This is a genomic window from Achromobacter aegrifaciens (assembly GCF_902859735.1).
Lineage (GTDB): Bacteria > Pseudomonadota > Gammaproteobacteria > Burkholderiales > Burkholderiaceae_B > Achromobacter > Achromobacter aegrifaciens.
Map to the genome: position 1 here is coordinate 781,264 of NZ_CADIJY010000002.1, position 24,423 is coordinate 805,686.

22 protein-coding genes are annotated in these 24,423 nt (G+C 67.1%); 8 read left to right on the top strand and 14 right to left on the bottom strand.

Going from position 1 to position 24,423, the window contains the following annotated elements; translation table 11 throughout:
* The first annotated feature begins 384 nt into the window (after positions 1 to 384).
* The gene (locus HV766_RS09560) at positions 385 to 1,365 is read left to right on the top strand and encodes a Bug family tripartite tricarboxylate transporter substrate binding protein (protein ID WP_175163865.1); all 981 of its coding nucleotides are present in this window, start codon (positions 385 to 387) and stop codon (positions 1,363 to 1,365) included.
* Between the two features lie 463 nt (positions 1,366 to 1,828).
* Positions 1,829 to 2,710 (top strand): hypothetical protein, encoded by an 882-nt coding sequence (locus HV766_RS09565; RefSeq protein ID WP_175181029.1) that lies wholly within the window; start codon positions 1,829 to 1,831, stop codon positions 2,708 to 2,710.
* A gap of 34 nt (positions 2,711 to 2,744) precedes the next feature.
* Here HV766_RS09565 and HV766_RS09570 read toward each other — a convergent pair whose 3' ends face one another.
* The 9 genes from HV766_RS09570 to HV766_RS09610 form a co-directional block, all read right to left on the bottom strand.
* A complete protein-coding gene (locus tag HV766_RS09570; protein ID WP_175181030.1) occupies positions 2,745 to 3,710 on the bottom strand; it encodes a Bug family tripartite tricarboxylate transporter substrate binding protein in 966 nt (321 codons plus the stop codon).
* A gap of 40 nt (positions 3,711 to 3,750) precedes the next feature.
* Complete coding sequence (locus tag HV766_RS09575) at positions 3,751 to 4,893, bottom strand: CaiB/BaiF CoA transferase family protein (RefSeq protein WP_125472313.1); 1,143 nt, start codon at positions 4,891 to 4,893, stop codon at positions 3,751 to 3,753.
* 24 nt (positions 4,894 to 4,917) lie between these two features.
* Entirely contained in the window at positions 4,918 to 5,973 is a 1,056-nt protein-coding gene (locus HV766_RS09580; RefSeq protein WP_415823312.1) for a hypothetical protein, read from the bottom strand.
* On the bottom strand, positions 5,966 to 6,649 hold the full coding sequence (locus tag HV766_RS09585) for a TetR/AcrR family transcriptional regulator (RefSeq protein WP_119449648.1): 684 nt from the start codon (positions 6,647 to 6,649) through the stop codon (positions 5,966 to 5,968). The genes HV766_RS09580 and HV766_RS09585 overlap by 8 nt, the downstream gene beginning before the upstream one ends.
* The gene (locus tag HV766_RS09590; RefSeq protein WP_175181032.1) at positions 6,646 to 7,827 is read right to left on the bottom strand and encodes an acyl-CoA dehydrogenase family protein; all 1,182 of its coding nucleotides are present in this window, start codon (positions 7,825 to 7,827) and stop codon (positions 6,646 to 6,648) included. Before HV766_RS09590 ends, HV766_RS09585 begins: the two co-directional genes overlap by 4 nt.
* 159 nt (positions 7,828 to 7,986) lie before the next feature.
* Positions 7,987 to 8,868, bottom strand: a complete 882-nt coding sequence (locus HV766_RS09595) for a DMT family transporter (protein WP_119449646.1) — start codon at positions 8,866 to 8,868, stop codon at positions 7,987 to 7,989.
* 373 nt (positions 8,869 to 9,241) lie between these two features.
* Positions 9,242 to 11,869, bottom strand: a complete 2,628-nt coding sequence (locus HV766_RS09600) for an AAA family ATPase (protein WP_175181033.1) — start codon at positions 11,867 to 11,869, stop codon at positions 9,242 to 9,244.
* Positions 11,866 to 12,993: a metallophosphoesterase family protein gene (locus HV766_RS09605; protein WP_119449677.1), complete on the bottom strand. Its 1,128-nt coding sequence runs from the start codon at positions 12,991 to 12,993 to the stop codon at positions 11,866 to 11,868. The genes HV766_RS09600 and HV766_RS09605 overlap by 4 nt, the downstream gene beginning before the upstream one ends.
* Positions 12,994 to 13,072: 79 nt before the next feature.
* Entirely contained in the window at positions 13,073 to 14,374 is a 1,302-nt protein-coding gene (locus HV766_RS09610) for a D-amino acid dehydrogenase (RefSeq protein WP_054453905.1), read from the bottom strand.
* Positions 14,375 to 14,509: 135 nt separating this feature from the next.
* On the opposite strand from HV766_RS09610, the gene HV766_RS09615 reads away from it, so the two are divergent.
* The 5 genes from HV766_RS09615 (at position 14,510) to HV766_RS09635 (ending at position 17,038) form a co-directional block, all read left to right on the top strand.
* Positions 14,510 to 14,977, top strand: coding sequence for an Lrp/AsnC ligand binding domain-containing protein (locus HV766_RS09615; protein ID WP_013394098.1), 468 nt, complete (start codon positions 14,510 to 14,512; stop codon positions 14,975 to 14,977).
* Between the two features lie 127 nt (positions 14,978 to 15,104).
* Positions 15,105 to 15,764, top strand: a complete 660-nt coding sequence (locus HV766_RS09620) for a DUF502 domain-containing protein (RefSeq protein WP_119449644.1) — start codon at positions 15,105 to 15,107, stop codon at positions 15,762 to 15,764.
* Between the two features lie 34 nt (positions 15,765 to 15,798).
* The gene (locus HV766_RS09625; protein ID WP_125473305.1) at positions 15,799 to 16,044 is read left to right on the top strand and encodes an RNA-binding S4 domain-containing protein; all 246 of its coding nucleotides are present in this window, start codon (positions 15,799 to 15,801) and stop codon (positions 16,042 to 16,044) included.
* Positions 16,045 to 16,077: 33 nt separating this feature from the next.
* The gene (locus tag HV766_RS09630) at positions 16,078 to 16,653 is read left to right on the top strand and encodes a restriction endonuclease (RefSeq protein ID WP_054453899.1); all 576 of its coding nucleotides are present in this window, start codon (positions 16,078 to 16,080) and stop codon (positions 16,651 to 16,653) included.
* Positions 16,654 to 16,666: 13 nt separating this feature from the next.
* Positions 16,667 to 17,038 (top strand): DUF2784 domain-containing protein, encoded by a 372-nt coding sequence (locus HV766_RS09635; RefSeq protein ID WP_054453896.1) that lies wholly within the window; start codon positions 16,667 to 16,669, stop codon positions 17,036 to 17,038.
* A gap of 8 nt (positions 17,039 to 17,046) precedes the next feature.
* Here the strand turns inward: HV766_RS09635 and HV766_RS09640 are convergent, their stop codons facing one another.
* From HV766_RS09640 to HV766_RS09650, 3 genes are all read right to left on the bottom strand, one after another.
* Positions 17,047 to 18,174 carry an acyl-CoA dehydrogenase family protein gene (locus tag HV766_RS09640; RefSeq protein ID WP_175181034.1) on the bottom strand — a complete coding sequence of 376 codons (1,128 nt, stop codon included), beginning with the start codon at positions 18,172 to 18,174 and terminating at the stop codon, positions 17,047 to 17,049.
* Positions 18,175 to 18,306: 132 nt separating this feature from the next.
* On the bottom strand, positions 18,307 to 20,124 hold the full coding sequence (locus tag HV766_RS09645) for a glycoside hydrolase family 15 protein (protein WP_054453891.1): 1,818 nt from the start codon (positions 20,122 to 20,124) through the stop codon (positions 18,307 to 18,309).
* A gap of 3 nt (positions 20,125 to 20,127) precedes the next feature.
* A complete protein-coding gene (locus HV766_RS09650; protein ID WP_125473590.1) occupies positions 20,128 to 20,949 on the bottom strand; it encodes a glucose 1-dehydrogenase in 822 nt (273 codons plus the stop codon).
* A 161-nt stretch (positions 20,950 to 21,110) separates the two neighbouring features.
* Between HV766_RS09650 and HV766_RS09655 the strand changes: the two genes are divergently transcribed.
* On the top strand, positions 21,111 to 22,205 hold the full coding sequence (locus tag HV766_RS09655) for a sensor domain-containing diguanylate cyclase (protein WP_082400964.1): 1,095 nt from the start codon (positions 21,111 to 21,113) through the stop codon (positions 22,203 to 22,205).
* Between the two features lie 60 nt (positions 22,206 to 22,265).
* Here the strand turns inward: HV766_RS09655 and HV766_RS09660 are convergent, their stop codons facing one another.
* Together HV766_RS09660 and HV766_RS09665 are read right to left on the bottom strand one after the other, a co-directional pair.
* On the bottom strand, positions 22,266 to 23,996 hold the full coding sequence (locus tag HV766_RS09660) for an ABC transporter substrate-binding protein (RefSeq protein WP_054453885.1): 1,731 nt from the start codon (positions 23,994 to 23,996) through the stop codon (positions 22,266 to 22,268).
* Between the two features lie 116 nt (positions 23,997 to 24,112).
* Positions 24,113 to 24,421 (bottom strand): DUF2160 domain-containing protein, encoded by a 309-nt coding sequence (locus HV766_RS09665; protein ID WP_175181035.1) that lies wholly within the window; start codon positions 24,419 to 24,421, stop codon positions 24,113 to 24,115.
* Positions 24,422 to 24,423: the final 2 nt, after the last annotated feature.

Here is a 24,423-nt window from a genome sequence, read left to right on the forward strand (position 1 = left end):
CTTTCTTGCAAGACCGGCCAAGAATCTCATACGAAAAATATCAGATTCTTGTAAGTTATGCAGAGATTTATGTGTTTACGATGCGGATGACAGCAAGATAGATGCGCAATCCTTGCGCAATTGAAATATTCCGGAAGCTGTTCATGTCTTTGTCAGCATTGGATTTTTTCGTCTATTGCCGTCTTCTCCCGGCAACGGCGCCGTAAAAAAATAACCCTGGACAAGCCAGGGTCTATCCGGGTTGACCGACGGATATTTACTGTGTGGAATGGCGCCCACGAAGCATCCACCGCGCCAGCATCCGGGCGCGGCAGGCTTCACCGACGCCGGCCCAAGAAGCCGGCCGGGTCGGAAATTCAAATAATCTGGAGAAGACTCTTGACCATGCTGTCCCAAGCCAAGGCCGTCCTGGCCGCCGCCATCGCCGGCCTCTGCCTCACCACCGCCGCGCAGGCAGCCGACCCCTACCCCAACAAACCCATCCGCCTGATCGTCCCGTTCGCCGCGGGCGGCACCACCGACATCGTCGCGCGCATCGTCGCCGAAGGCCTGACCCGCGAGCTCGGCCAGGCCGTGGTGGTCGAGAACCGAGGCGGCGGCGGCGGCTCGATCGGCGCCGATGCCGTGGCGCGGTCCACGCCCGACGGCTACACCCTGGGCGTGGCCACCGTCAGCACCATGGCCACCAACCCGGCCACCAACCCCAAGAACCCGTACAACCCGTTGAAGGACTTCGTCCCCATCACCAATATGGTGAACGTTCCCAACGTGCTGACGGTGAACCCGGCCGTGCCGGCCAAGACCCTGGCCGAGTTCATTGCCCTGCTGAAGGCCAACCCCGGCAAGTACGCCTACGCGTCCTCGGGCGCGGGCGGCATCGGCCACCTGGACGGCGAGCTCTTCAAGTCGCTGACCAAGACCGACATGGTGCACGTGCCCTACCGCGGTTCGGGTCCGGCCCTCAATGACGTGATCGCCGGCCAGGTCAACGCCCAGTTCGACAACCTGCCCTCGTCCATGCCCCACATCCAGGCCGGCAAGCTGCGCGCCCTGGCCGTGGCCGCGCCCAAGCGCCTGCCCGCGCTGCCGGACGTGCCGACCTTCTCCGAAGGCGGCCTGCCGGAAATGGACAACATGGCCTGGTACGGCCTGGTAGCTCCCGCCGGCACGCCGCAGGCGGTGGTCGACCGCATCCATGACGCCACCGTCAAGGCGCTCAAGGATCCGAAGATCGTGCAGCGCCTGGCCGACGGCGGCTCGCTGGTGGACGGCAACACGCCCGCCGAATACGCCGCCCAGATCAAGCGCGAGCTGGAACTGCGCCAACGCATCGCCAAGGAACGCAACATCCAGTCGACCAACTGATCGTCAGCGGACAGCGCGCCGGCCCAGTCCGGCGCCGCCCCAAGGCCGGCCTGTTTCCCAGGCCGGTTTTTTTTCGCGCCCGCCTTGCGCCCCCAACGTTCCAAGGGCTGCGCTTGACTGCAATCGCCCCGGTGGTAGCATGTGCGACCGTGCGATCCCATCTTTCTCCCCCTCCCTGCGCCGCCTGCGCGCTTTGCGCCCTGCGCTCGACCCTGTTGAGCTCGCAGGAAGTCGCCGCGCGCTCCGCCTACGCGCGCTCCAAGCCCGGCTAATCGCCCGCTTTTCCTCTTTCTGATTCCTGCACCGGCCCGCCGCCGGCTGCCTGCGCACATTCGCGCATCCGGCAGCCTTGCTGCCGGCCGGCGGACGCCCTGCCGCGTGGCCGGGATCCGCGTCTCGTCCCTCGATCCGCAACGCCAACGCAGGCTTGCGGCCAGGCCACGCACCGACCTATTCAAGCGCCATGCAACTCACCAAGAACTTCGTCAAAGCCAAGAACCCCTGCGCGGGCGGCTACAAATGGTTCATCCGCGACCACAACGGCCAGGGAGACTACCAGGCCGTGCTTGACGCCTTGGTCGCTGACGGCCGCGTCAGCGACGCCTGCTGGCTGCTGGACCAGTTCGGCCCCACCGACGCGGTGCTGCGGCTGGATTCGGTCGACGCCAATGCCATCGTGTTCGCCGGCACGCTGGAAGTGCGCATGGGCATCAATGTGGACAGCGTGGTGCGCGCCGGGCGCAGCATCGTCACGGGCGGCGGCATCCGCGCCGGCGAAACCATCCAGGCGGGCGAGAACATCACCGCCAACGCCAACCTCGCCAGCGGCGGCAACCTGCGCGCGGGCGGAGACATCAGCGCCGATTGGGGCATCGAAACCGCCACGCGCCTGGACTGCGGCGGCAATGTGCGCGCCAAGTGGGACATCTGCGCCGGCCAGGACCTGGCCGTGACCGGCCACCTGCATGCCGGGCAGGACATCCAGACGCAAGGCGCCATCAAATGCGGCCAGGGCATCAAGGCCGGCGGCGACGTGCGCGCCGAAAAGGAAATCGACGCCGCCTGCGGCATCCAGGCCGGGGGCTCCATCCAGTGCGGCGAGCACCTCGCTTCCGGCTGGGGCCTGATCGCCGGCGAGGACATCCGCGCCGAAGGCGCAATCCGGGCAGGCGAAGGCGTGCAGGCCGAAGGCGTGATCGAGGCCGGCGCGGGCCACGGCATCTACGCCGGCCTGAGCGTCCGCCTGGACGCCTGGGCCGCCTGCGCGCGGGTGGTGGCGCAGAGCCGGCCCGAGCAATTGGTCAGCGGGCACTGGGACGGCCAGGACAGCGCCGCCTACGCATAACCGCAGCCCCGGCGCAGCCGGGGCGCAAAGCCGCCTACTCCGGCTTGATGTTCGCTTCCTGCATGCGGCGGCCCCAGGTGCCCAGTTGCGCCTCCACGAAAGCCTGCTGTTGCGCCTGCGTGTTCGGCGCGGCCGTCATGCCCAGGGCGGCGAACTTCTGCTGCACCTCGGGACGCGCCAGCGCGTCGTTCACCGTCTTGTTCAAGCGCTCCAGGATAGGCTGGGGGATGCCGGCGGGACCGGCCAGGCCTACCCATACCACCAGGTCGAAATCCTTATATTCCGTTTCGGCAAAGGTTGGCACATCCGGCAGGTCCGGCAAGCGGCGCTCGGTGCTGATGGCAAGCGCCCGCAGCTTGCCGCCGCGCAGCAGCGGCGTGGCGACCGACAGGTCCGCCATCACGTAATCGACCTGCCCGCCTGCCAGGTCCGTCAACGCCGGGGGCTGGCTCTTGTACGGCACGCCTTCCGCGCGCACGCCGGCAATGCGGTTGAACGCCGCCGCGCCGACCTGCCCGCCCGGCGAGCCGTAGCCGTAGTTCAAGGAACCCGAGGCCGCCTTCTTCACGAACGTGGCCAAGTCCTTGTACGGACCGTCCGCGCGCACCAGCAGCAGCATGGGCATGGTGGTCAGGCGCGACACGTGGCTGAAGTCCTTCTGCGCATCGTAGGGAAGCTTCTTGAACAGCCCCGGATTGATGGAGTTCAGCGAACTGCTGGAGATCGTTAGCGTGTAGCCGTCGCCCGGCGAACGCACCGCATACTCGGTGCCTATCAGGCCTTGGGCGCCGGGCTTGTTCTCGACGATCACGTTGGCGTTCAGGTCCTTACGCAGTTCTTCCGCGATGATGCGGGCGCTGGTGTCGGTCGCGCTTCCTGGCGAAAAAGCCGCGACGATCTTGATGGGCTTGTCGCCCGGATAGGTCTCGGCCTGCGCCGCGCCTTGCGCGGACAGGTTCAGCAGCGCGCATGCCAACAGCGCGAATCGAATCGTTTTCATGGTCTAGTCTCCTGGTTTTATGGGTACTGCCTGGTTCGCCTTACCGCTCTGACGGCGGTGTTGCGGCGTTCATTTCGCCCAAGCGCGGCGGGCCCCGGCGTATGGCCGCCGGCGTGCCGGACAGTTTTATCGGTATGCCCGGGCCGTGGTAGTCGTCGCGCCGGACCACCATCTGGCGATGCTCGGTATGGGCGGCTGCGGCCACCGATGCCATGTCCAGGATCGGCGCGGCCGGCACGTTCTGCGCCAGCAACTGCTTGCCGAACGCCTCGCCATCGACCTGCGCGAACGCCTGGGCCAGCGCCGCATCCACGGCTTCGCGGTTGACCACTCTTTGCCCGTTGGACTTGTAGCGTTCGTCCTGCGCCATGTCGGCAATGCCCAGCTGCGTGCACAGCTTGGTGAAGAGGCGATCGTTGGCGACCGCGATGAACAAGGGGCAGGTCCGGGTCTGGTAAACGTTGTAGGGCACGATGTTGGGATGCCCGTTGCCGCTGGGGCGCGGCGTATTGCCCGACGCCAGGTAATTGGCCAGGAACGGATGCGCCACCGATACGGCGGAATCGTAGAGGCACACGTCCGCCATCTGGCCGCGCCCCGTGCGGTGCCGGGCCTGCAGGGCCAGCAGCACGGCGATCGCGGCGTTCATGCCGGTGGTGAGGTCAACCACCGGCACGCCCAGCCTCAAGGGTTCGCCACCCGCCTCGCCGTTGATGCTGAGCAGGCCGGCCATGGATTGCACCGCGGCGTCGTAGCCGGGCAATTCGCCCAGCGGGCCATCGTCGCCGAAGCCCGTGATGCGGCAATGGACCAGTCGCGGAAAGCGCTCGGTGATGGCGGACGGTTCGGCCACGCCCCAAGCGCGCAGCGTGCTGGCCTTGAAGTTCTCGATCAGCACGTCGGCCGTTTCCAGCAATTGCCAGAACGTCTCGCGGCCGGCTTCGCTGTTCAGGTCCAGCACCATGCTGCGCTTGTTGCGGTTCACGGCGCGGAAATAGGCCGAACTGCCGTCCACGAAGGGGGGACCGAAACCGCGGCATTCGTCGCCTTCCGGCGATTCGATCTTGATTACGTCGGCGCCATGGTCGCCCAGCATCTGGCCGCAGAATGGCCCTGCCAGGACGCGCGACGCGTCGATGACGCGCAGGCCGGCGAGCGCGCCGCCGGTATCGCTGCTATGCATAGTCTGTCTCCTTCGATTTCAGGCTCAGGCCGAAGTGCGGGCGATCAGCCAGCTGAATTCCCTGCCCTGCGCGCCCGCCTGCGTGTTCATGCGCAGCGCAAGCCGGTGATTGTGCGCATCCAGCGCGCCTTCCAGCAGGCCGTTCCAGGCTTGCGCCACGCAGGGGTGCGCATCGGCCACAGCGTCCATCAGGTTCCAGCCGTGTTGCGTCACACGCACGCCTTCCGCCGTTTCGCTCAACTCGCACGTGTCGCCCTGTGCTTGCGCCAGCGCCACCATGAAGCGCCCGAACTGCAGCGCGGAAGTATCCTGCCCCACGCCCAGCGCCCGCGCCGTCTCGTGATAGAACTGCATGCCTATCATTCTTCCCGTCAGGTGCAGCAGCGCGGTCGCGTCCTCCGGCCCCCACAGGTTCACCGCTACGGGCAAGGCGCTGCGCACGTACTCCATGGCGTAGTTGCGGCTGGCCTTGGCCAGGCGCGTCGCGGGCCAATCCACGGTGGGCAGCGTCGGTGCGGCAGCGGCGTCGAAATCGGGCGCGTCCTCATTGCGGCTGAAGCGCAGGCGTTCATGCGGCTGCAGGTCGCGGTCGTACTCGTAGTAGTAGCCCTCCAGCCCAGACTGGCCGTCGACAGCCTGCTTGGTGCATACGAAACCCAGCCGCGGATTGTTAAGCGACACGCCGTTCTGCGCATGCCAGCCCGCCAGCATGGCGCGCGACACCTCCGACGGTATCGCGCACAGCGCGGTGCCCGACCAGATCCAGCGCGGTGCGGAATAGCGTATCCAGGCCTTGCGGTCGGACTCGTACATGTACTGCACCGCCACGCCGCCGATATGGTTGGACAGGTAGTGGTACTGCGCCGCCGCCACCGCGGGCGGCAGATGCGCGATGCCCAGCTTCTTCAGGCCCGGCAGGAAGCGCTCGTTGCGCTGGCGGCAGAAGATTTCGTAGACCAGTTCGGCCGCGCGCGCCGTGCCGCGGCGCGTCACGGCCGACAGGACGATGCCGGTGAAGAATGCGTGATACCACTCGGAAACCGCGCGCCAGCCGCGTTCCTCGGATTGCATGTCATGCATGGCCATTCACTCCAGTGGGAACCGCCACGGAACCGGGCAGCAGGGATTGCATGGACGCGACAGCGAAATCCGCGATGTCGCGCGCGATGGCTTCGCGATCCGCTTCGGATTCGCCGGCCCTGGGGCGATACCACATGGTGGTCCAGTTCAAGGCGCCCAATAGCGGCTTGACCTGCAAGGCCGGCGGACCGCGCCGGAAGTCTCCGGTCGCCATGCCCGCCTCGACCACGCTGCGGAACAGCGACTCGTAGCGGTCGCGCTGCCGCACCAGTTCTTCCAGCTCGGCACGCTGGTTCGCCGTGGTGCGTCCGGCCAGGTGCAGTTCGACGCCCTGCACGGTGACGCGCTGGTACGGCAGGTGCGCCATCATCAGATGCGTGTGGGCGTGGGCCATGTTCCAGAGCCGCTGAGGCGGCGACGCGGCCTCGTCCTCCGCCAGCGGCGTCACCGTGTCCAGGTTCAACTGCATGGCGCGCCGGTGCACGGCGAAGAACAGGTCGGTCTTGCTGCGGTAGTAGTAATAGACGCTGCCTTTCGTGACGCCGATCAGGTCGGCGACCGAATCGATCGTGGTCGCCGCGAATCCCATTTCGGTGAAGGCATGCGCGGCCGCGTCCAGCAGCTCCACTTGCCGCAGGGGCATCTCGTCATAAGGAATGGCAGTCTTGGCTTTCATGCGAACTCCCCGCGCTGCGCCGCAGCGCCTGCGCTTTTCTTGATGGCGCGGGCCAGGACCACGCGCTGGATTTCGGAGGTGCCTTCGTAGATTTCGGTGATGCGCTGGTCCCGGTAGCAGCGTTCCACCGCGCTGGGCTTCACATAGCCGCGTCCGGCGAGAATCTGCATCGCGTCGTCCACCACGCTGTGCGAGGTTTCGCTGGCCAGCAGCTTGGCCATCGCGCCCAGCGTGCCGATGTCCTGCCCGGCGTCGTAGGCGCGCGCGGCTTCGTAGGTCATCATCCGCGAGGACGACAGCGCGGTGGCGGCGTCGGCCAGCTTGAAGCCCACGCCCTGGTGGTCGATGATGCTGCGCCCGAAGGTCTGGCGCTGCACCGCGAAGTCTCGCGCCTCGGCATAGCTGCACAAGGCGATACCGTTGGCCTGGGCCGCCACCACCACGCGGCCGATGCTCAAAGTCGCCAAGGCGAGCTTCAGCCCTTCTCCCAGCGTCCCGACCACGCTTTCAGCGCCGACCCAGGTGTCCAGTTTCAGGTTCGTGGTGGTGGTGCCGCGTATGCCCATCTTGTCTTCGTAGTGGTCTACCACCACGCCGCTTGCGTCGCGGTCGACCACGAATGCGCTGATGTTGTTGCGCGCCCCCGGCTCGCCCGTGCGGGCGAACACGATGAAATGGCGCGAATGCCCGCCGTTGCCCAGCCAGCATTTTTCGCCCCGGATGCGCCATCCGTCGCCCTCGGGCACGGCCGTGGTCAACAGGGCCGCCGCATCCGAACCGGCGCCGCGCTCGCTCAGGGCGAAGTTGACCGCGTGGCCGTCGCGCGCCAGGCCGCCCAGCAGCACCATCTTCTGTTCGGCGGTACCTCCCAGGATGACCGGAAACGCGCCCAGCGACAGCGCCGCCAGGATGGCGGCCGTGGAGGCGCAGCCCTGGGCCACGGTTTCCACCACCGCCACCAGCGAGGTCAGCGATGCGCCCGCGCCACCGTACTCGGCCGGAAAGAAGAGTCCCGAGATCCCGCTTTCCCGCAACGGCGCCAGGTGCTCCACGGGATAGCGTTGTTCCCGGTCTATGGCGGCGGCCGCCGGCGCGAACGCCCGCGCGGTCAGGTCGGCGGCCTTGTCGCGCCAGGCGCTTGCCTGCGGGTCGAGCGGGGGATTCCAGATCACGGACATCGTTGTCTCCAGCAACATACTAATGAGTATTTAATAAGCTGGATGAGAACATACTACTTGGTATTTTTCTTCGATACCTGGGGAAAACCCGCGACCCAATGAGTTGCCCCGCGGGCGCACTCAAATCCGCTCGCGGGGTCATGCCTCAACTGGCAACGGTCAGGTCTGCACCGCTTTCGCCGCTGGCGCCGGACTGCGCAACACCAGCATCAGGCCCAGCAGGATCGCCGCCATCCCGCCCAGACTCAACGCCGACAACCGGTTGCCCAGGATGAGGTAATCCAGGGCTGCCGTGCCGGCCGGCACCAGATAGAACAGGCTGGTGACATTGACCAGGTTGCCAGCCTGGATCATGCGGTAGAACAGCAGGGTCGCGCCCACCGAGATCACCAGGCCCATCCAGATCAGCGGCAGGATGAAACCGATCACCCACTCCACGCGGATCGGTTGGAATGGCACGAACAGCAGGCACAACGCCAGACTGACGAAGTACTGCAACGGCATGACGTCCATGGGCGCCTGGCGCACGCGTTTCTGCAGCATCGCGCCGCTGGTCATGCAAAGCAGCGCGGCCAGCGCGTAGGCCATGCCGGCCGCGGAAAAGCGCGCCATGCCTATGCTCTGGTAGACCACCATCACCAGCCCGCACAAGGCAAGGCCGAGGCCCGCCACGCGCGGCAATGAGTAACGCCTTTCCATCACCGCCAACGTCAGAATGGGCTGCGCACCCAGCAGCGTGGCCAGCACGCCCGGCGTGATGCCGTGGTCCAGCGCCAGCAGATAGCAGATGGAGTAGCCGCCGATGAGCAGCAGGCCAGTGGCCGCGACCGTCAGACGCGTGCCAGGCTCTGGCAGCCAACGCCGCCGCCACGCGCACAACAGCATCAGTGCGGCCAGCGCCAGGATGAAGCGCAACAGCAGGAAGCCGAAGGCGGAGGCGTGGGACAGCCCCCACTTGGCGAAAATCGCGCCGCCGCTCCACAGCAGCACGAACAAGGAAGTGGAGCCATAGGAGGTCCACGCAGATCTATCGAAAGACATGAGGTTTCTACCTGTCGGGGTATGAACAGGCTCCAGCCCCGCCCGCGCAAGCGGGCATAAGCATGCGCTAGACGGATGCAATATGCATCAGGACGTCTGACGAAGCTTTTTGAAAAAAGGCTGGAGTCGCGTTGCGGACGGCGTCAGCCGACGACGACCGCGCTAGGCGGGTAAGCACCCGAGACCACGTCGCAAGGCGGCGCGACCGGCGGCGATACCACCGTGGACACGACAGGAGAAAAACCGGGGGAAACTGCGGAGCGTCGGGACAGCACACGCGCACGCGTATCCGCTGCGCGGGCAGCGGATGCGGAATCGGCGAGGAGCGTGTGGTCAGGCATGGGGCGTAGCCTACCGGCTGCGCGCGGCGCGGTCAAGCGATGCGCCGCTGCTCCACGCCCATGTCGCGCCACGCTTCGCCATGGCAGGTGAACATGAGGATCTGATGCCGCGTGGCCGCGTCGAACAGCGCGCGCTTCATGAAGTCGCGCCGCGCGTCGTCCGTGTGGACCAGCGCGTCGTCGAGCAGCAGCAGCGTCGGCCGCCCTGCTTCGCGCAGCAGATCGGCATAGGCGAAGCGGGCCAGGATGCCCAGTTGTTCGCGCGTGCCGAAGCTGAGCGCGGACAGCTGGTCCTCGCCGCCCGCGCGGCGCAGCGCGGCAGGCAGCAAGGCATCGTCCAGTCGCAGGTCGGCTTCCGGAAACAGCAGCGCCAGGTAGTGGTTCAGCCGGCGCGCCAGCGGCGCTTGCAGGCGTTGCGTCGCCGCCGCGCGCTTGTCTGCCAGCAGCTTTTGCAGGAGTTCCAGCGCAGCGGCGCGGCGGGCGAAGTCGTCGCGCCGCCGTTCCAGGCGTTCGCAGGCGGCCTCTGCTTCAGACAGGCGTTCGCCCAGCCCTTGGGCGCCCGCCTGGTCCAGCTTGCCTTGCAACTGCAGGATTTCGCCGTGGCGCTTGTGCTGCGCCTCGCGCTCGATCGCGGCGGACTTCTCGTAGCGCTGCACATCCTGTTCGACCAGCTCGGGACGGTGGCCAGCCAATGCCGCCTGCGCCTCGCGCACGCGGCGCTCCAGTTCGTCGTGGCTGCTGCGGACCTCGGCGAGCCTGCCTGCGCGGGCCTGCCGCTGCGTCGCGCGCTCGGGCGATTGGAGCTCGGCGCTGCGCGCCGCCGTCTGGTTTTCCAGCAATTGGGCGCGCGCGCCGTCGGTGTCCATGGTGCGCTGTGCGGCGGCCAGCGCGGTCTCGGCCTGCGCCGAAACCGCCTCGGCCTCGCGCAGGGCCTGGAGCGCCCCGGGCAGATCGTCGCCGCCGTCCGCCTGCGGCGCAGCTGGCAGCTTGTCCAAACGTTCCTGCAACTGCACGCGACGCGCCAACGCGTCGTCGCGCTGGCCACGCAGAACGTCCACGCCCTTGGGCGCATGGATGCCCAGCGTCTTGCGCATGCCGTCCAGCTCGCGCAGCAAGGCGCCATGGCGGGCGTAGCGTTGCTCGGCCTGCGCCAGGCTCTCGACGTCCAGGCGCTGCAGCAAGGCCGCGCTGGCCGCCCGAGCCGCGTCGATTTCGCGCTTGAGCGCGGGCAAGTCCTTGCCGCCCGGCTCGATGCGCAAGCGCCCCACGCCCGGCAGCTCCAGTTCGGCGGCCGCCGTCAGCAGGACCTCGTCCGCGCCGCTCAGCATCCGGCCGTCCAGCAGCGCCCGGCCGCCCGCTTCCAGCTGATAGGACAGGCGCGTGGCGCTGGCCTGCTGCTGCAATTGCAGGTTGGCCAGTTCGCGTTCGCTCTTGCGCAGGGCTTCGATGTCGGCGTCGGCGATTTCGATCCGCATGGTCTCGGCCTTGAGCGCGGAGCCCTGCTCGATCAATGCGGTGACTTCCTTCAATGCGCCGTCCAGGCGTTCGATCTCCACGCCCAACTGGAGCAGTTGATGCTCCAGGTCGCGCCGGTCGGCCACGGCCTGCACCGAAGTAACGCGCTGGCGCGCCGCGTCCACCGCGGCCGCATGCGCCTGGCGCTGCTGTTGGGCGCGCGCCAGCGGTTCGCGCGCGGCCTCGACCCGGGCGCGCGCGGCGCGAGCCTCGCTGGCCAGCGACTGGAGTTCGGCCTCGTCCTGCTGGTCGCGCCGGACCTGGTCCTGCAACAGCGCCAGCGTTTGCGCGGCTTGCGCCTGTTCGCGGCGCAGCCCTTCGAAGGCTTCGCGCTCCTTGGCCAGGGCCGCCAGGCGCGCACGCGCCTCGGCCGCCTTGGCTTCGAAGTCCTTCCAGGGCTCGCCGGCCTGGGCGCGCTCGTGGTCGCGGCGCAATTCGGCCAGGCGGTCCACGTCGGCGTTCAGCTGCGCCATGGCCTGCGCGCACTCGTCGCGTTCGGCCGCGGCGCGCGTCAGCGCATCTTCGGCTTCCTTGTAGACGCCCTTGGGGCGGCCATTGCGTGCGTCCAGCAGCGCGCCGCGTTCGGCGGCCACGCGCTCGTACAGGCGGTCGCCATCGCCCGAAGCCAGCTCGCCGGACAGCTGCGTCAAGGCCTCACGCAGATGCGCGCCCGCATGGCCGGCCGCTTCCTGCAGATTCTGGCCGTCGCCCTGCTGGATCCACAACAGGCCCGGTATGCCCGCCAGGTCCGGCTTGCTCTGGCCGCGTCCCGGCAGTTCAAAGCCCAGCAATGCGGCCAGCGCGTTCTCGGCCTCTTCGCCGTCCAGCCGTTGCGCGCCGCCATCGATCAACAGTTCGCAGCGGGCGCGCGACAGGAATTGCTTCTTCAGCACATAGCTGTGTCCGGCATGCGTGAATTCCAGTTCCACGCTGGGTCGCGCGCCGGACTCGCCGTGCGGCGCCAGGTCAGCGACCTTGCTGGTGCTGTAGCGTTCAAGAAAGGCTGAACGGATGGCCGCGGCCACGGTGCTCTTGCCGGCTTCGTTCGGGCCCACGAACAGGTTCAGGCCGTCCTGCAGCCCCTCCAGCGCCATGGGCTGGCGGAACTTGCGGAATTCTTCCAGGGAGATGCGCGAGAGCTTCATTTGGCGGCTCCCGGCGCGGCGCTTTCGCGCTGGAACCGCAGCAGCAGCCGCAATGCCTCGCCCGCAACCGCAGATTGTTCCGGGTCGGCCTGCAATGCCTGCAATTGCGCCGCAACTTCGCCCACGTAGCCGCTGGCGCGCAGTTCGGCCAGGTCGGCTTCGTCCGGTTCCAGCATGAGGCCGGACAGGTCCGGCAGCAGCGCACGCACCTGCGCCGCGGCCTGGTCCACGGCGCGTTGCAGCGCTTCCCAGGTTTCCATGTTGACGTGCCCTTGCAGGTCCAGCCGCAGCACATCCTCGGCGCGCAGCTCGGCCATGCGCGCGGCCAGCGCCTGCGCGTCCGAGGGCAGGCTCAGCGTTTCCGACCAGGCCGACCAGCGGTACTTGCCCGTAGCCAGCCGCTCGACGGCGGGCGTGGCGCCCGGCGCCTCGATGCGCACATGCAGCGCGTACCCCGGTTCGTTGCCGCGGAAGCGGTCCTGCTCCGGCGTGCCGGCGTACCAGGTGCGCTCGTCGATGGACAGACAGCCGTGCCAGTCGCCCAGCGCCAGATAGTCCAGCCGCGCGCGAACCGCGCGGTCCGGGGCGATGGGATTGGTGGCATCGATGGTGTCCGGCAGGCGGCCCGCCACGCTGCCGTGCGCCAGGCCCACGCGGATGCGGCCGGCTTCGGTTTCCAGCGCGTCGAAGGCCTGGGTCACGTCGTCGTAGGTATGGCGTTGCGTCAGGGGCGCGGCCAGCACGGCGAGATTGATCGCCGCCAGATCGACCACGCCGGTGCGCAGCGGAACATGCACGTTGGAAGGGATGCAGCCCAACTGCATCGCCCGGCTCCAGACGCTGTCGGCCAGCGCGGCGTCGTGGTTGCCGGCGATCATGACCCAGGGGCCGGTGTAAGCGGCCATGGCCGCGAACAGGCGGCGTATCGTGCGGTCCGACACGCCCTGCGTGTCGAACACATCGCCCGCCACCAGCACGGCGTCCACGCCGCGCTCCGCGGCCAGCGCAGCGATGCGGGCGACGACGTCGAAGCGGGCCTCGGCCAGCATGGCGGCATCGTCGGTTTCAAACTGGCCGTATTGTCGGCCGATCTGCCAGTCGGCGGTGTGCAGGAAATGGATCATGCGGGCCATTGTAGATGGCCCATGCGCAGTCCCGGCGGCGATATCCGGAAGAATCGCCGCCGGCTTGCCGCAAGTGGAATCAGGCGCTCTTGCCGTCCAGCACCAGCGACTGGCTGGACGCCGCCTTGCGGTCATAGCGCGACAGGCCCAGGCCGTCGGTGCGGATGGCGGGACGCTGGCCCATGACCAGGTCGGCCACCAGCTTGCCCGAGCCGCAGGCCATGGTCCAGCCCAGCGTGCCGTGGCCGGTGTTCAGGTACAGGTTGCCGTAGCGGGTCGCGCCGACCACCGGCGTGCCGTCCGGCGTCATGGGACGCAGGCCGGTCCAGAACTCGGCCTGGGCCACGTGGCCGCTGCCCGGGAACAGGTCGTTGACGACCAGTTCCAGCGTCTTGCGGCGGGCCTCCTTCAGGCGCAGGTCGAAGCCCGCGATCTCGGCCATGCCGCCCACGCGGATGCGCTGGTCGAAACGCGTGACGGCGATCTTGTAGGTTTCGTCCAGGATGGTCGAAACCGGCGCGGCCGATTCGTCCGCCATGGGGATGGTCAGCGAGTAGCCCTTGAGCGGATACACCGGCAGGTCCAGATCCAGCGGCTTGAGGAAGTCGCGCGTGTAGCTGCCGAAGGCGGCGACATAGCGATCGGCGGTCAGGACTTCATTGCCCACGCGCACGCCGGTGATCTGGCCGCCGGCCGTGTTCAGGCCCGACACCGTCTGGCCGTAACGGAATTCCACGCCCAGGCCCTTGGCCATTTCGGCCAGGCGCGTCGTGAACAGTTGGCAGTCGCCGGTTTCGTCGTTGGGCAGGCGCAGGCCGCCGCTCAGCTTGTGCAGCGAGCGCGCCAGGGCGGGCTCGGCCGTCACCAGGCGGTTGCGGTCCAGCAGTTCGTAGGGTACGCCCACTTCTTCCAGCACCGCGATGTCGCGGCGCGCGGCTTCCAGCTGGGCCTCGGTGCGGAACAGCTGCAAGGTGCCGCGGGTGCGTTCTTCGTAGTGGATGCCGGTGGACTGGCGCAGTTCGCGCAGGCAATCGCGGCTGTACTCGGACAGGCGCAGCATGCGCTCCTTGTTCACCGAGTATCGTTCGGCAGAACAGTTGGCCAGCATGGACGCCATCCATTTCAGCTGGAACAGGCTGCCGTCCAGGCGTATGGCCAGCGGAGCGTGTTTCTGGAACAGCCACTTGATGGCCTTCAGCGGAATGCCGGGCGCGGCCCAGGGCGTGGAATAGCCCGGCGAAACCTGTCCGGCGTTGGCGTAGCTGGTCTCTTGCGCCGCCGAAGGCTGGCGGTCCAGCACCGTGACTTTGGCGCCTTGGCGGGCCAGATAGTAGGCGGTGGTGGTGCCGATGACGCCGCTGCCGAGGACGATGACGTGCATGATTCTTTCCGGTGATTGGTTTTGTTCAGGAATTTCGGTAGTCTATGGGCCTCTCAGCAGTGAAAAGCACTGAAGATTTTGCTTTGCCAGTGCTTTTTCCCGGCCGCATCCTGTTTTTCGATCGCCAAAAGTGAAATGCGCGAGCTAGACCGTATCGACCTGAAAATCCTGGATATCCTGCAGCGGGAAGGCCGCATTTCCGTGACCGAACTGGCCGACCGGATCAGCCTGTCCGCCACCCCCTGCTCCGACCGCGTCAAGCGCATGGAGCGCGAAGGCGTCATCACGGGTTACCATGCGCGCGTCAATCCGGCGGCGCTGGGCAAGAACCTGCTCGTCTTCCTGGAGATCAAGCTGTCGGCCAAATCCGGCGACGTGTTCGACAAGGTCAAGAAAGAGCTGCTGTACGTGCCCGAAGTCATGGAATGCCATCTGGTGTCCGGCGACTTCGACTACCTGGTCAAGGCCCGCCTGACCGAAATGAACGAATACCGCCGTCTCCTCGGCGAAATCCTCAAGCGCCTGCCCGCGTCCGCTGAATCGCGCAGCTACGTGGTCATGGAGGAGATCAAGGAGACCCTGTACCTGCCCGTGGACCGCTAGGCGCGCGCCGCTTCCGCTGATCGCACGCCGATTGTTACCGGTCGGGCCCGCGCCGGCTGCTATGCTGGCGGCCCTTCGGCGCGTGCCTTTGCCGCGTAATCCGACCCTGATTTATTTGCCTATGTCTATGACTCGCCTCTATAAATACTTCTTCCGCGGCCTGATCACCGTCCTGCCGCTGGCCCTGACGATCTACCTGCTCTATATCTTCCTGGCGTGGACCGAAGCCGTGGCGCTGACCTTCCTGCGCCCCTTCATCGGCGGGTTCTATGTGCCGGGCATGGGCCTGGCGCTGGGCATCCTCGGCATCCTGGCCATCGGCTACCTGGTGTCCAAGGAACGCGTGCAGCGCGTGCTGGTGCTGCTGGAAATGCCGTTCACCAACCTGCCGGTGGTCAAGAGCATCTATTCGTCGCTCAAGAGCTTCGCGGACTATTTTTCGCCCAGTTCCAAGAACACCGCGCAGCAGGTCGTGATCCTGCGAGTGCCGGGCCAGCAGCTGGAACTGGTCGGCCTGGTCACCCGCCGCAACATGGAAGGCTTGCCCGAAGGGTTCACCCAGGGCGAGCGCGTGGCCGTATACCTGCCGATGGGCTACATGATCGGCGGCTATACCGTGTTCGTGCCGCAGGAATGGGTCCAGCCCATCCAGATGTCGGTCGAGGAAGCCATGCGTTCGTCCCTGATCGCCTGGATGGCTCGCGCCGAAACCAGCAACAACCGTCCCGCCGCGCAGGAGCCCCCCGCCCCTGCCCAGGACGGCGCCAACGGCGGCGGCCAGGCCTGAGCGCCCCGCCCCCAACCTCTACCAGACTCTCGCTATGCCCATCATCGAATTCACGCTGGCCGAAGGCAGCCCCTATATTGAAGTGAACCAGCTGCTCAAGGCCACCGGCGTGTGCGACAGCGGCGGCGCGGGCAAGATGCTGGTGGCCGAAGGCCACGTCAGCGTGGGCGGCGTGGTCGAAAGCCGCAAGACGGCCAAGATCCGCGCCGGCCAGATCGTGACCTGCGGCGACGTGCGCATCGTCGTGCGCGGCCCCGACGCCGGCGACGCAGACGCCTGAAGCCCTCCACACCACGCATCACCGCGAGCCGCCATGAAACTCAAGATGTCCCAGAACTCCATTTTTGCGGTGCTGCTGCGCTCGCCCTGGTGGATGAGCGCCGGCGTGGCCGTGCTGCTGTCGGCCGCCGGCTTTGCCGCGCTGCCGCTGGAGTACGCCGCGATGGGCGTGTTCGCCGCGGTACCGTTCGCGGTCATCGCCATCATGGCGGCCTACAAGCAATTGCGCGCGCCCTCGGGCGCGCGGGTGCAGGCCGTGGCCGAAGCCGCCGCCGGCATGTCCTGGGCGGAATTTTCCAAAACCGTCGAAGCGGGCTTTCGCCGCGACGGCTGTGAAGTGCAGCGCCTGCAATTGCCCGGCGCCGATTTCGCGCTGAGCAAGGACGGCCATGTCGCCATGGTCAGCGCCAAGCGCTGGAAGGCCGCCCGCGTCGGCGTCGAACCCTTGCGCGAACTGCAGGCGGCGCGCGAGAAGCGCGGCGCGCGCGAAGCCATCTACATTGCGCTGGGCGAGGTCTCGGACAACGCCCTGCAATACGCCAAGTCGCAAGGCGTGTCGCTGATGACCGCGCCTGAACTGGCCAAGCTGCTGCGGGACCTCAAGCCCTGAGGCGGACACGGCCATGAGCTATCGACTGCTCGCCGACCTGGTGCTCATCGTGCACGGCCTCTTCGTTGCCTTCGTCGTATTCGGCGGCCTGCTGGCGTTGTGGAAGCGCTGGATCGCCTACCTGCACCTGCCCGCGCTGGCCTGGGGCGCGCTGGTGATAGGCATGGGCTGGATCTGCCCGCTGACGCCGCTGGAGATTTCACTGCGCCAGCAGGCCGGCCAGCAAGGCTATGGCGGCGGCTTCATCGAACACTACATACTGGCGCTGATCTACCCCGAAGGCATCACCCGCGGCACGCAGATCGTACTGGCGGCCTTGCTGATCGTGGGCAACATCGTCGTCTACACGCTGTGGGCGCGGCGCGGCCGGCGCCTGCCGGCCTAGCCTTTCGTTCACAGGGCCCGGGCGATCACCAGGCGCTGGATGTCGCTGGTGCCTTCATAGATCTGGCAGACGCGCACGTCGCGATAGATGCGTTCCACCGGAAAGTCCTTCAGATAGCCGTAGCCGCCCAGGGTCTGGATGGCGGCGGAGCAGACCTTCTCGGCCATCTCGGAGGCGAACAGCTTGGCCATGGACGCTTCCGTCAGCGCCGGCCTGCCGGCCTCGCGCAAGGCTGCCGCGTGCAGCACCATCTGGCGCGCCGCATGGATCTGCGTGGCCATGTCGGCCAGCCGGAACGCGACCGCCTGATGCTCCATGATGGGTTTGCCGAAAGCCTGGCGGTCGCGCGCATAGTCGCGCGCGCACTCGTAGGCCGCGCGCGCCATGCCCACCGACTGGGACGCGATGCCGATGCGCCCGCCCTCCAGGTTGGACAGGGCGATCTTGTAGCCTTCGCCCTCCGCGCCCAGCCGGTAAGCCGCCGGAATGCGCATGTCCTCGAACGCGATCTGGCAGGTGTCGGACGCATGCTGGCCGAGCTTGTCTTCCACCCGCAACACCTTGTAGCCCGGGGTATCGGTGGGCACGATGAAGGCCGAGATGCCGCGCTTGCCGGCATCCGGGTCGGTCACGGCGAATACGATCACCACCTGGCCGCTGCGCCCCGACGTGATGAACTGCTTGGCGCCATTCAGGATGTAGTCGTCGCCATCGCGGCGCGCCCGGGTGTGCAGGCCGCTGGCGTCCGACCCCGCCTGCGGCTCGGTCAGCGCGAAAGCGCCGATATGCTCGCCCGTTGCCAGCGGACGCAGGAACTGTTCTTTCTGCGCGTCGGTACCGAACTTCAGGATGGGCATGCAGGCCACCGAATTGTGCACGCTCATGATGGTGGAGCAGGCGCCATTGCCGGCCGCGATTTCCTCCAGCGCGACCGCATACGAGATATAGCCGCTGTCATTGCCGTCCCAGGCTTCGGGCACCAGCATGCCGAAAAAGCCCAGTTGCGCCATTTCGGCGATGGCGTCGGCGGGATAGTGATGGTCGCGGTCCCAGCGTTCCGAGTTGGGCGCCAGGCGCTCCTGCGCGAAGCGGCGCGCCATTTCCTGGACGCTGAGCTGTTCGTCGGTCAAAAGCATGCTTGTCTCTCCTGGATGCGGTGGCGGCCGATGCGCGGCCTGCTCTGTTCTGCGGTTCGGCGCCCGACTTGGGGCGGCCGTCAGATCGCCAGAATACACCGCGCCGGCAGGCGCTGGACGCCGCCGCGCGGCCTATTCCCGCGGCGCGTCCTGCTCGCTGCGCTGACGCGCCGGGCCGCTCGCCCGGCTCAGGTTGTAGGCAGTATTGACCAGCCCGATATGCGAGAACCCCTGCGGGAAATTGCCCACCAGGCGGCGCCGGCCTACGTCGTATTCCTCGGCCAGCAGGCCCAGGTCGTTGCGCAGCGCCAGCAGCCGCTCGAACAGGCGTTCGGCGTCATCGATGCGCCCCTGCATGACGTAGGCGTCGGCCAGCCAGAAGCTGCAGGCCAGGAACACGCCTTCGTCGCCCGGCAGGCCGTCGCTGGCATGCTGATTGGAGTAGCGCAGCAGCAAGCCATCGCGCAGCAGTTCGCGCTCGATGGCGCGCACCGTCCCCGCCACCCGCGGATCGTCCGCGGGCAGGAAACCCACCTGGGGGATGAGCAGCAGGCTGGCATCCAGCTCATCAGATCCATAGCTCTGCACGAAGCTGCCGCGCGCCTGGTTGTAGCCGTGCTTGCAGATGTCCGCCCGGATGCGGTCGGCAAGCCGCTGCCATTCATCGCGCGGCCCGCGCAGGCCGAAGCGATCACAGGATTGCACCGCGCGGTCGAAGGCCACCCAGCACATCAGGCGCGAATGGGTGAAGGCGCGGCGCTCACCGCGAACTTCCCAGATGCCGTGGTCCAGGTCCTGCCAACGGCGCTTCAATGGCTCCAGCAGCACGTTCTGCAGGCGCCAGGCCTCGGCCAGCGGTGCCAGATCCGCGGCGCGCGCCGCATACAGGGTTTCGATGAGTTCGCCATAGACGTCCAGCTGGCTCTGGCCGGCGGCGCCGTTGCCCCGGCGCACCGGCAGGCTGCCCTCATAGCCCGGCAGCCAGGGGATTTCCAGTTCGGGCAGCCAGCGTTCGCCCGCGATGCCGTACATGATCTGCAACTGGTCGGGATGCCCGGCCACCGCGCGCAACAGCCATTGGCGCCAGGCCTCGGCCTCCTCGCGGTAGCCGGCATTGAGCAAGGCGTAGAGGGTCAGCGCCGAATCGCGCAGCCAGCAATGCCGGTAATCCCAGTTGCGGCTGCCGCCCAGGGCCTCCGGCAGCGAGGTGGTAGGCGCGGCAATGATGCCGCCGGTGGGCTGGAAGGTCAGCAGCTTCAAGGTAATCAGCGAGCGCACCACGGCCTCGCGCCCTTCTTCGCTGCCCTCCCAGCGGCAGCGCTTGGCCCATTCCTGCCACCAGGAAATGGTGCGGTCCATGCTTTCCACGCGATCCGGCACGAAGTGCGGCGTGCGGTGCGAACGGTGGTAGGACAGCGTAAACGGCACCACCCGGCCCGGATGCACGGTGAAGCGCGCCGTGGTGGTGAGTTCGTGCCCCGCCAGGTCCACCGGCGTGTGCAGTTCGACCGCGTCGGGGCCCGCGATGGCGCTCAGGCCATAGTCGCGCCGGCGCACCCAGGGAACGGCCTGCCCATAGTTGAAGCGCAGCGCCATCTCCATGTCCATCTGCACGTGTCCGGATTCGCCGCGCACGATGCGCACCACGTCGGCGCGCTCGTCGTCGTCGCTCAAGGGCATGAAGTCGTACAGCAGCGCCGTGCCCGAGCCGGTTTCGTAGCGCGTTTCCAGCACCGCGGTATCCGGCACATAACGGCGCGACACCGTGCAGCGCTGCGCGTGCGGCGCAATGCGCCAGCGCCCGTGCCGTTCATCGCCCAGCAGCGCCGCGAAGCAGGCGGGGGAATCGAAGTGCGGCAGGCACAGCCAGTCGATGGAGCCGTCGCGCGCCACCAGCGCAGCCGACAGCATGTTGCCGATCAAGCCATAGTCTTCCAGGGGCTTGGACATGGCCTAGCCCGCGCCCCGGAATTCGGGATACAGCGTCATGCCGCCGTCGACGAACAAGGTCGTGCCGGTGACGTAATCCGAGGCGTCGCTGGCGAGCCAGACGGCGGCCCGCGCCACGTCTTCGGGTTCGCCGATGCGGCCGTAGGGAATCAGCTGCAACAGCCTGGCCAGGCTTTCCGGCGTATCCCAGGCCGGCTGGTTGATAGCCGTGCGTATGGCGCCCGGCGCAATCGAATTGACGCGTATCCGGGCCGGCGCCAGCTCCTGCGCCAGGGATTTCATCAGCATCGATACGCCGCCCTTGGACGCCGCGTAATTCACCTGGAAGGCCCAGGGTATGACCTCGTGCACGGAACTGATGAAGAGGATGTTGCCCGCCGCCAATCCCTGCCGCGCCGGGTCGACCGGCTGTGACTGGAACTGCTGCGCAGCGGCGCGCGCGCACAGGAACTGCCCCGTCAGGTTCACGTCGATGACGCGCTGCCAGTCGGCCAGCGTCATGTCCGCAATCGGCGCGGGATGCTCTATGCCCGCGTTGTTGACCAGGATGTCCAGGCGCCCGTAATGCTGCAGCGCCTGCGCAAACAGGTGCTCCACCTCGGGCTCCTTGCTGATGTCGGCGGCCGCGGTGACGGCCGAACCGCCCTGCCGCTGGATCGCTTCGGCGACGGCGGCGGCCCGCCCCTGAGAATCGCCGCCCGCGCGATGATTCACCACCACCTGCGCGCCAGCGGCCGCCAGCCCGATCGCGATGGCCCGGCCTATGCCGGAAGATGCGCCTGTCACCACGGCCACCCGGCCGCGCAGTTCGCTCGCGTGATGCATGCCTGCCTCCCTGGCGGCCGCTACGCATCGAGCCCGGCCGCCGCGTGTAGAACGTCCAGCGTAGTCCCGCGAGCGGGTTACATGCAACCCGCGGCACAGCGTGCATAATGGCGGACATGCGCGGCCCGCGCTCCTCACGGAGCGTCGGGCCGCAGGTTCATATGCCCACCCGTATGCCCATGCTTCCTGGAGACGCCGTGCTGGATCCAATACTTGCAGAACTGTCGACCACCCTGCCCGAGGCCAAGTCGGTCGAACAGCTGACGCGCCCGCTGCTGGACATGCTGGGCGCGGTGACCGGGCTGGAATCCACCTATCTCACGTCCATCGACCTGAAGGCGGATCTCCAGAGCATCCGCTACGCGCGCAACGCCGGCACACTGCAAATCCCCGAAGGCCTGTCCGTGCCCTGGGACGATACCCTGTGCAAACGCGCGCTGGACGAAGGCCGCATGTGCACCAGCGATGTCTCCAGCTGCTGGCCGGATTCCGACGCGGCCCGGCAACTGGGCATACAAACCTATCTGAGCGCCCCGGTGCGCACCGATGACGGCGTGCTGTTCGGCACCCTGTGCGCCGCGAGCGCCACGCGACACCAGATCGAACCGCAGGCCGAATCGGTGCTGAAACTGTTCTCCAGCGTGATCGCCCGCTTCCTGGAACGCGAAATGCTGATGGAGCAGCTGCACGCGGCCAACGTCCAGCTCATGTCATATGCGCTGACCGACACCCTGACCGGCCTGCCCAACCGCCGCGCGCTTTACGAGGCGCTCGACCGCTTGCAGGCGCGCGCCATCCGCGAAGGCGGCAGCGTGCTGGTCGGCGTGATCGACCTGGACGGTTTCAAGGGCATCAACGACGTCTACGGCCACCAGCAAGGCGACGTGTTCCTGCAGGAGGTATCGCGCCGGATCTCCGCGGCCCTGCGCGGCTCTGACATGCTGGGCCGCATAGGCGGCGACGAATTCGTGCTGATCGGCCCCGGCCCTGCCTTGGTAGCGGGGGACGGCCCCCATGGCGTGCACGCGCCGCGCGGCGATGCCGAAGAAGCCGCCCGCTCCCTGGAAGAGCGCGCCACCGCCGCCACCGTGGGCCGCTACCAGCTCGGCGAGGCGACCGTCCCGTATGAAGGCGCCAGCGTCGGCGTGGTGGCGCTGGATCCGCGCGGCCTGGACGCTGAAGCGGCGGTACGCCTGGCCGATGCCCGCATGTATGAAGTCAAGCGCGCGCGCAAGGCGGCGCGCGTCATACACTGACGGGCAAAAAAAGGACCCGGCGCGATGCCGGGTCCAGGCCGTGCGCAGCGTTCGGCCGGCTTACCTCACCTTGCCCTGCTTCCACGCATCCAGCAGCTTCTCATAGGCGATCGTCTCGCCCTTGGGCTTTTCGTTGGCCAGCTTCTTCCACGGCGCATGCTGGTCCGACAGCCACTTGCTGGGGTCGCTCTTGGGGTTGAGCTTGGGCGCGCACTGCGCCATGCCGGCGCGCTCCAGACGCGCCATGACCTGATCCATTTCATTGGCCAGGTTGTCCATGGCGGCCTGCGGAGTCTTTTCGCCCGTGACCGCGGTGGCGACGTTCTTCCACCACAGCTGCGCCAGCTTGGGATAGTCAGGCACGTTGTTGCCGGTGGGCGTCCACGCCACGCGCGCCGGGCTGCGGTAGAACTCGATCAGGCCGCCGTAGTTCGCCGCGTTCTTGGTGAAGAACTCGCTGTTGATGTCGCTGTCGCGGATAAAGGTCAGGCCGGTGATGGACTTCTTCAGCGACACCGACTTGGACGTGACGAACTGCGCATACAGCCAGGCCGCGGCCATCTTGTCGGGGTTGGTGGACTTGAAGAAGGTCCACGAGCCCACGTCCTGGTAGCCGTTCTGCATGCCGTCCTTCCAGTACGGGCCGTAGGGCGACGGAGCCATGCGCCACTTCGGCGTGCCGTCGTCGTTGACCACCGGCAGGCCCTTCTTGGTCATGTCGGCGGTGAACGCCGTGTACCAGAAGATCTGCTGGGCGATCTGGCCCTGGGCCGGCACCGGGCCGGATTCCGAGAAGGTCATGCCCATGGCCTGCTGGGGCGCGTACTTCTTCATCCAGTCCACGTACTTGGTCAGGGCATAGACCGCTGCCGGACTGTTGGTGGCGCCGCCGCGCGCGACCGACGCGCCGACCGGGGTGCACTTGTCGTCCGCCACGCGGATGCCCCACTCGTCCACCGGCATGCCGTTGGGCAGGCCCTTGTCCGCGGCGCCGGCCATGGAGAGCCAAGCGTCGGTGAAGCGCCAGCCCAGCGACGGGTCCTTCTTGCCGTAGTCCATGTGGCCATAGACCTTCTTGCCGTCCAGTTCCTTGACGTCGTTGGAGAAGAAGTCGGCGATGTCCTCATAGGCGGACCAGTTGGTGGGCACCCCCAGCTCGTAGCCATACTTGGCCTTGAACTTGTCCTTCAGGTCCTGGCGCGCGAACCAGTCGGCCCGGAACCAGTAGACGTTGGCGAACTGCTGGTCGGGCAGCTGATAGAGCTTGCCGTCCGGAGCGGTGGTGAACTTGGTGCCGATGAAGTCCTTCAGGTCCAGGTTGGGGTTGGTCCATTCCTTGCCCGCGCCCGCCATGTAGTCGGACAGCGGCAGGATGGCGCCGTAGCGGTAGTGCGTGCCGATCAGGTCGGAATCGGAGATCCAGCCGTCGTAGATGGACTTGCCCGACTGCATCGAGGTCTGCAGCTTCTCGACCACGTCGCCTTCCTGGATCAGGTCGTGGTTGACCTTGATGCCGGTGATCTCGGAAAAAGCCTTGGCGAGCGTCTTGGACTCGTATTCGTGCGTGGTGATGGTTTCGGACACCACGCTGATTTCATTCACTCCCTTAGCCTTGAGCTTGGCGGCGGCCTCGATGAACCACTTCATCTCGGCCATTTGCTGGTCCTTGGACAGCGATGAAGGCTGGAACTCCGAATCGACCCACTTCTTCGCTTCCGGTTCGCCAGCCCAGGCCGCCGACGTCCCGATCAGTGCGATGGCGGCTGCCATGGCGTGCATGCGCAATTTCATGACCTGTCTCCTCGATAAGTCTTCCCCATCGTTTGCTGCGGACCGCTGGCCGGGGAAGACGCTGGCCGATAGTCCTTACCAACCGCTTGAATACGCGAGGGGTCTGGCGCCCCTCTTCAACCTTTCCTCATGACGAAAGCCAGCAGCAGCATGGACGCGATGAAGCTGATCCACACCGATGGCGGCTCGTCCAGCGAAAACCATTCCGCTGCCTTCTGGCCGAACCCCAGGAACGCCAGGTTGAGCCAGGCCGCAGCCATCAGGCCGATGAAGAGGCGGTCGCCGCGCGTGGTGCGCAGGGGCAGGAAGCCCCTGCGCTCGGCCGTGGGCGATTTCAGTTCCCATACCGTCATGCCTACCAGCATCAGCACGATGCAGGAAAAGAACACGGCGACGGGAGTGGTCCATACCATCCAGCTGAACATGA

Bases quoted from the DNA above. Each gene is read 5' to 3' on its own strand.
- HV766_RS09560 (WP_175163865.1), top strand. From the start codon at position 385: ATGCTGTCCCAAGCCAAGGCCGTCCTGGCCGCCGCCATCGCCGGCCTC.
- HV766_RS09565 (WP_175181029.1), top strand. From the start codon at position 1,829: ATGCAACTCACCAAGAACTTCGTCAAAGCCAAGAACCCCTGCGCGGGC.
- HV766_RS09570 (WP_175181030.1), bottom strand. From the start codon at position 3,710: ATGAAAACGATTCGATTCGCGCTGTTGGCATGCGCGCTGCTGAACCTG.
- HV766_RS09575 (WP_125472313.1), bottom strand. From the start codon at position 4,893: ATGCATAGCAGCGATACCGGCGGCGCGCTCGCCGGCCTGCGCGTCATC.
- HV766_RS09580 (WP_415823312.1), bottom strand. From the start codon at position 5,973: ATGCATGACATGCAATCCGAGGAACGCGGCTGGCGCGCGGTTTCCGAG.
- HV766_RS09585 (WP_119449648.1), bottom strand. From the start codon at position 6,649: ATGAAAGCCAAGACTGCCATTCCTTATGACGAGATGCCCCTGCGGCAA.
- HV766_RS09590 (WP_175181032.1), bottom strand. From the start codon at position 7,827: ATGTCCGTGATCTGGAATCCCCCGCTCGACCCGCAGGCAAGCGCCTGG.
- HV766_RS09595 (WP_119449646.1), bottom strand. From the start codon at position 8,868: ATGTCTTTCGATAGATCTGCGTGGACCTCCTATGGCTCCACTTCCTTG.
- HV766_RS09600 (WP_175181033.1), bottom strand. From the start codon at position 11,869: ATGAAGCTCTCGCGCATCTCCCTGGAAGAATTCCGCAAGTTCCGCCAG.
- HV766_RS09605 (WP_119449677.1), bottom strand. From the start codon at position 12,993: ATGATCCATTTCCTGCACACCGCCGACTGGCAGATCGGCCGACAATAC.
- HV766_RS09610 (WP_054453905.1), bottom strand. From the start codon at position 14,374: ATGCACGTCATCGTCCTCGGCAGCGGCGTCATCGGCACCACCACCGCC.
- HV766_RS09615 (WP_013394098.1), top strand. From the start codon at position 14,510: ATGCGCGAGCTAGACCGTATCGACCTGAAAATCCTGGATATCCTGCAG.
- HV766_RS09620 (WP_119449644.1), top strand. From the start codon at position 15,105: ATGACTCGCCTCTATAAATACTTCTTCCGCGGCCTGATCACCGTCCTG.
- HV766_RS09625 (WP_125473305.1), top strand. From the start codon at position 15,799: ATGCCCATCATCGAATTCACGCTGGCCGAAGGCAGCCCCTATATTGAA.
- HV766_RS09630 (WP_054453899.1), top strand. From the start codon at position 16,078: ATGAAACTCAAGATGTCCCAGAACTCCATTTTTGCGGTGCTGCTGCGC.
- HV766_RS09635 (WP_054453896.1), top strand. From the start codon at position 16,667: ATGAGCTATCGACTGCTCGCCGACCTGGTGCTCATCGTGCACGGCCTC.
- HV766_RS09640 (WP_175181034.1), bottom strand. From the start codon at position 18,174: ATGCTTTTGACCGACGAACAGCTCAGCGTCCAGGAAATGGCGCGCCGC.
- HV766_RS09645 (WP_054453891.1), bottom strand. From the start codon at position 20,124: ATGTCCAAGCCCCTGGAAGACTATGGCTTGATCGGCAACATGCTGTCG.
- HV766_RS09650 (WP_125473590.1), bottom strand. From the start codon at position 20,949: ATGCATCACGCGAGCGAACTGCGCGGCCGGGTGGCCGTGGTGACAGGC.
- HV766_RS09655 (WP_082400964.1), top strand. From the start codon at position 21,111: ATGCCCACCCGTATGCCCATGCTTCCTGGAGACGCCGTGCTGGATCCA.
- HV766_RS09660 (WP_054453885.1), bottom strand. From the start codon at position 23,996: ATGAAATTGCGCATGCACGCCATGGCAGCCGCCATCGCACTGATCGGG.
- HV766_RS09665 (WP_175181035.1), bottom strand. From the start codon at position 24,421: ATGTTCAGCTGGATGGTATGGACCACTCCCGTCGCCGTGTTCTTTTCC.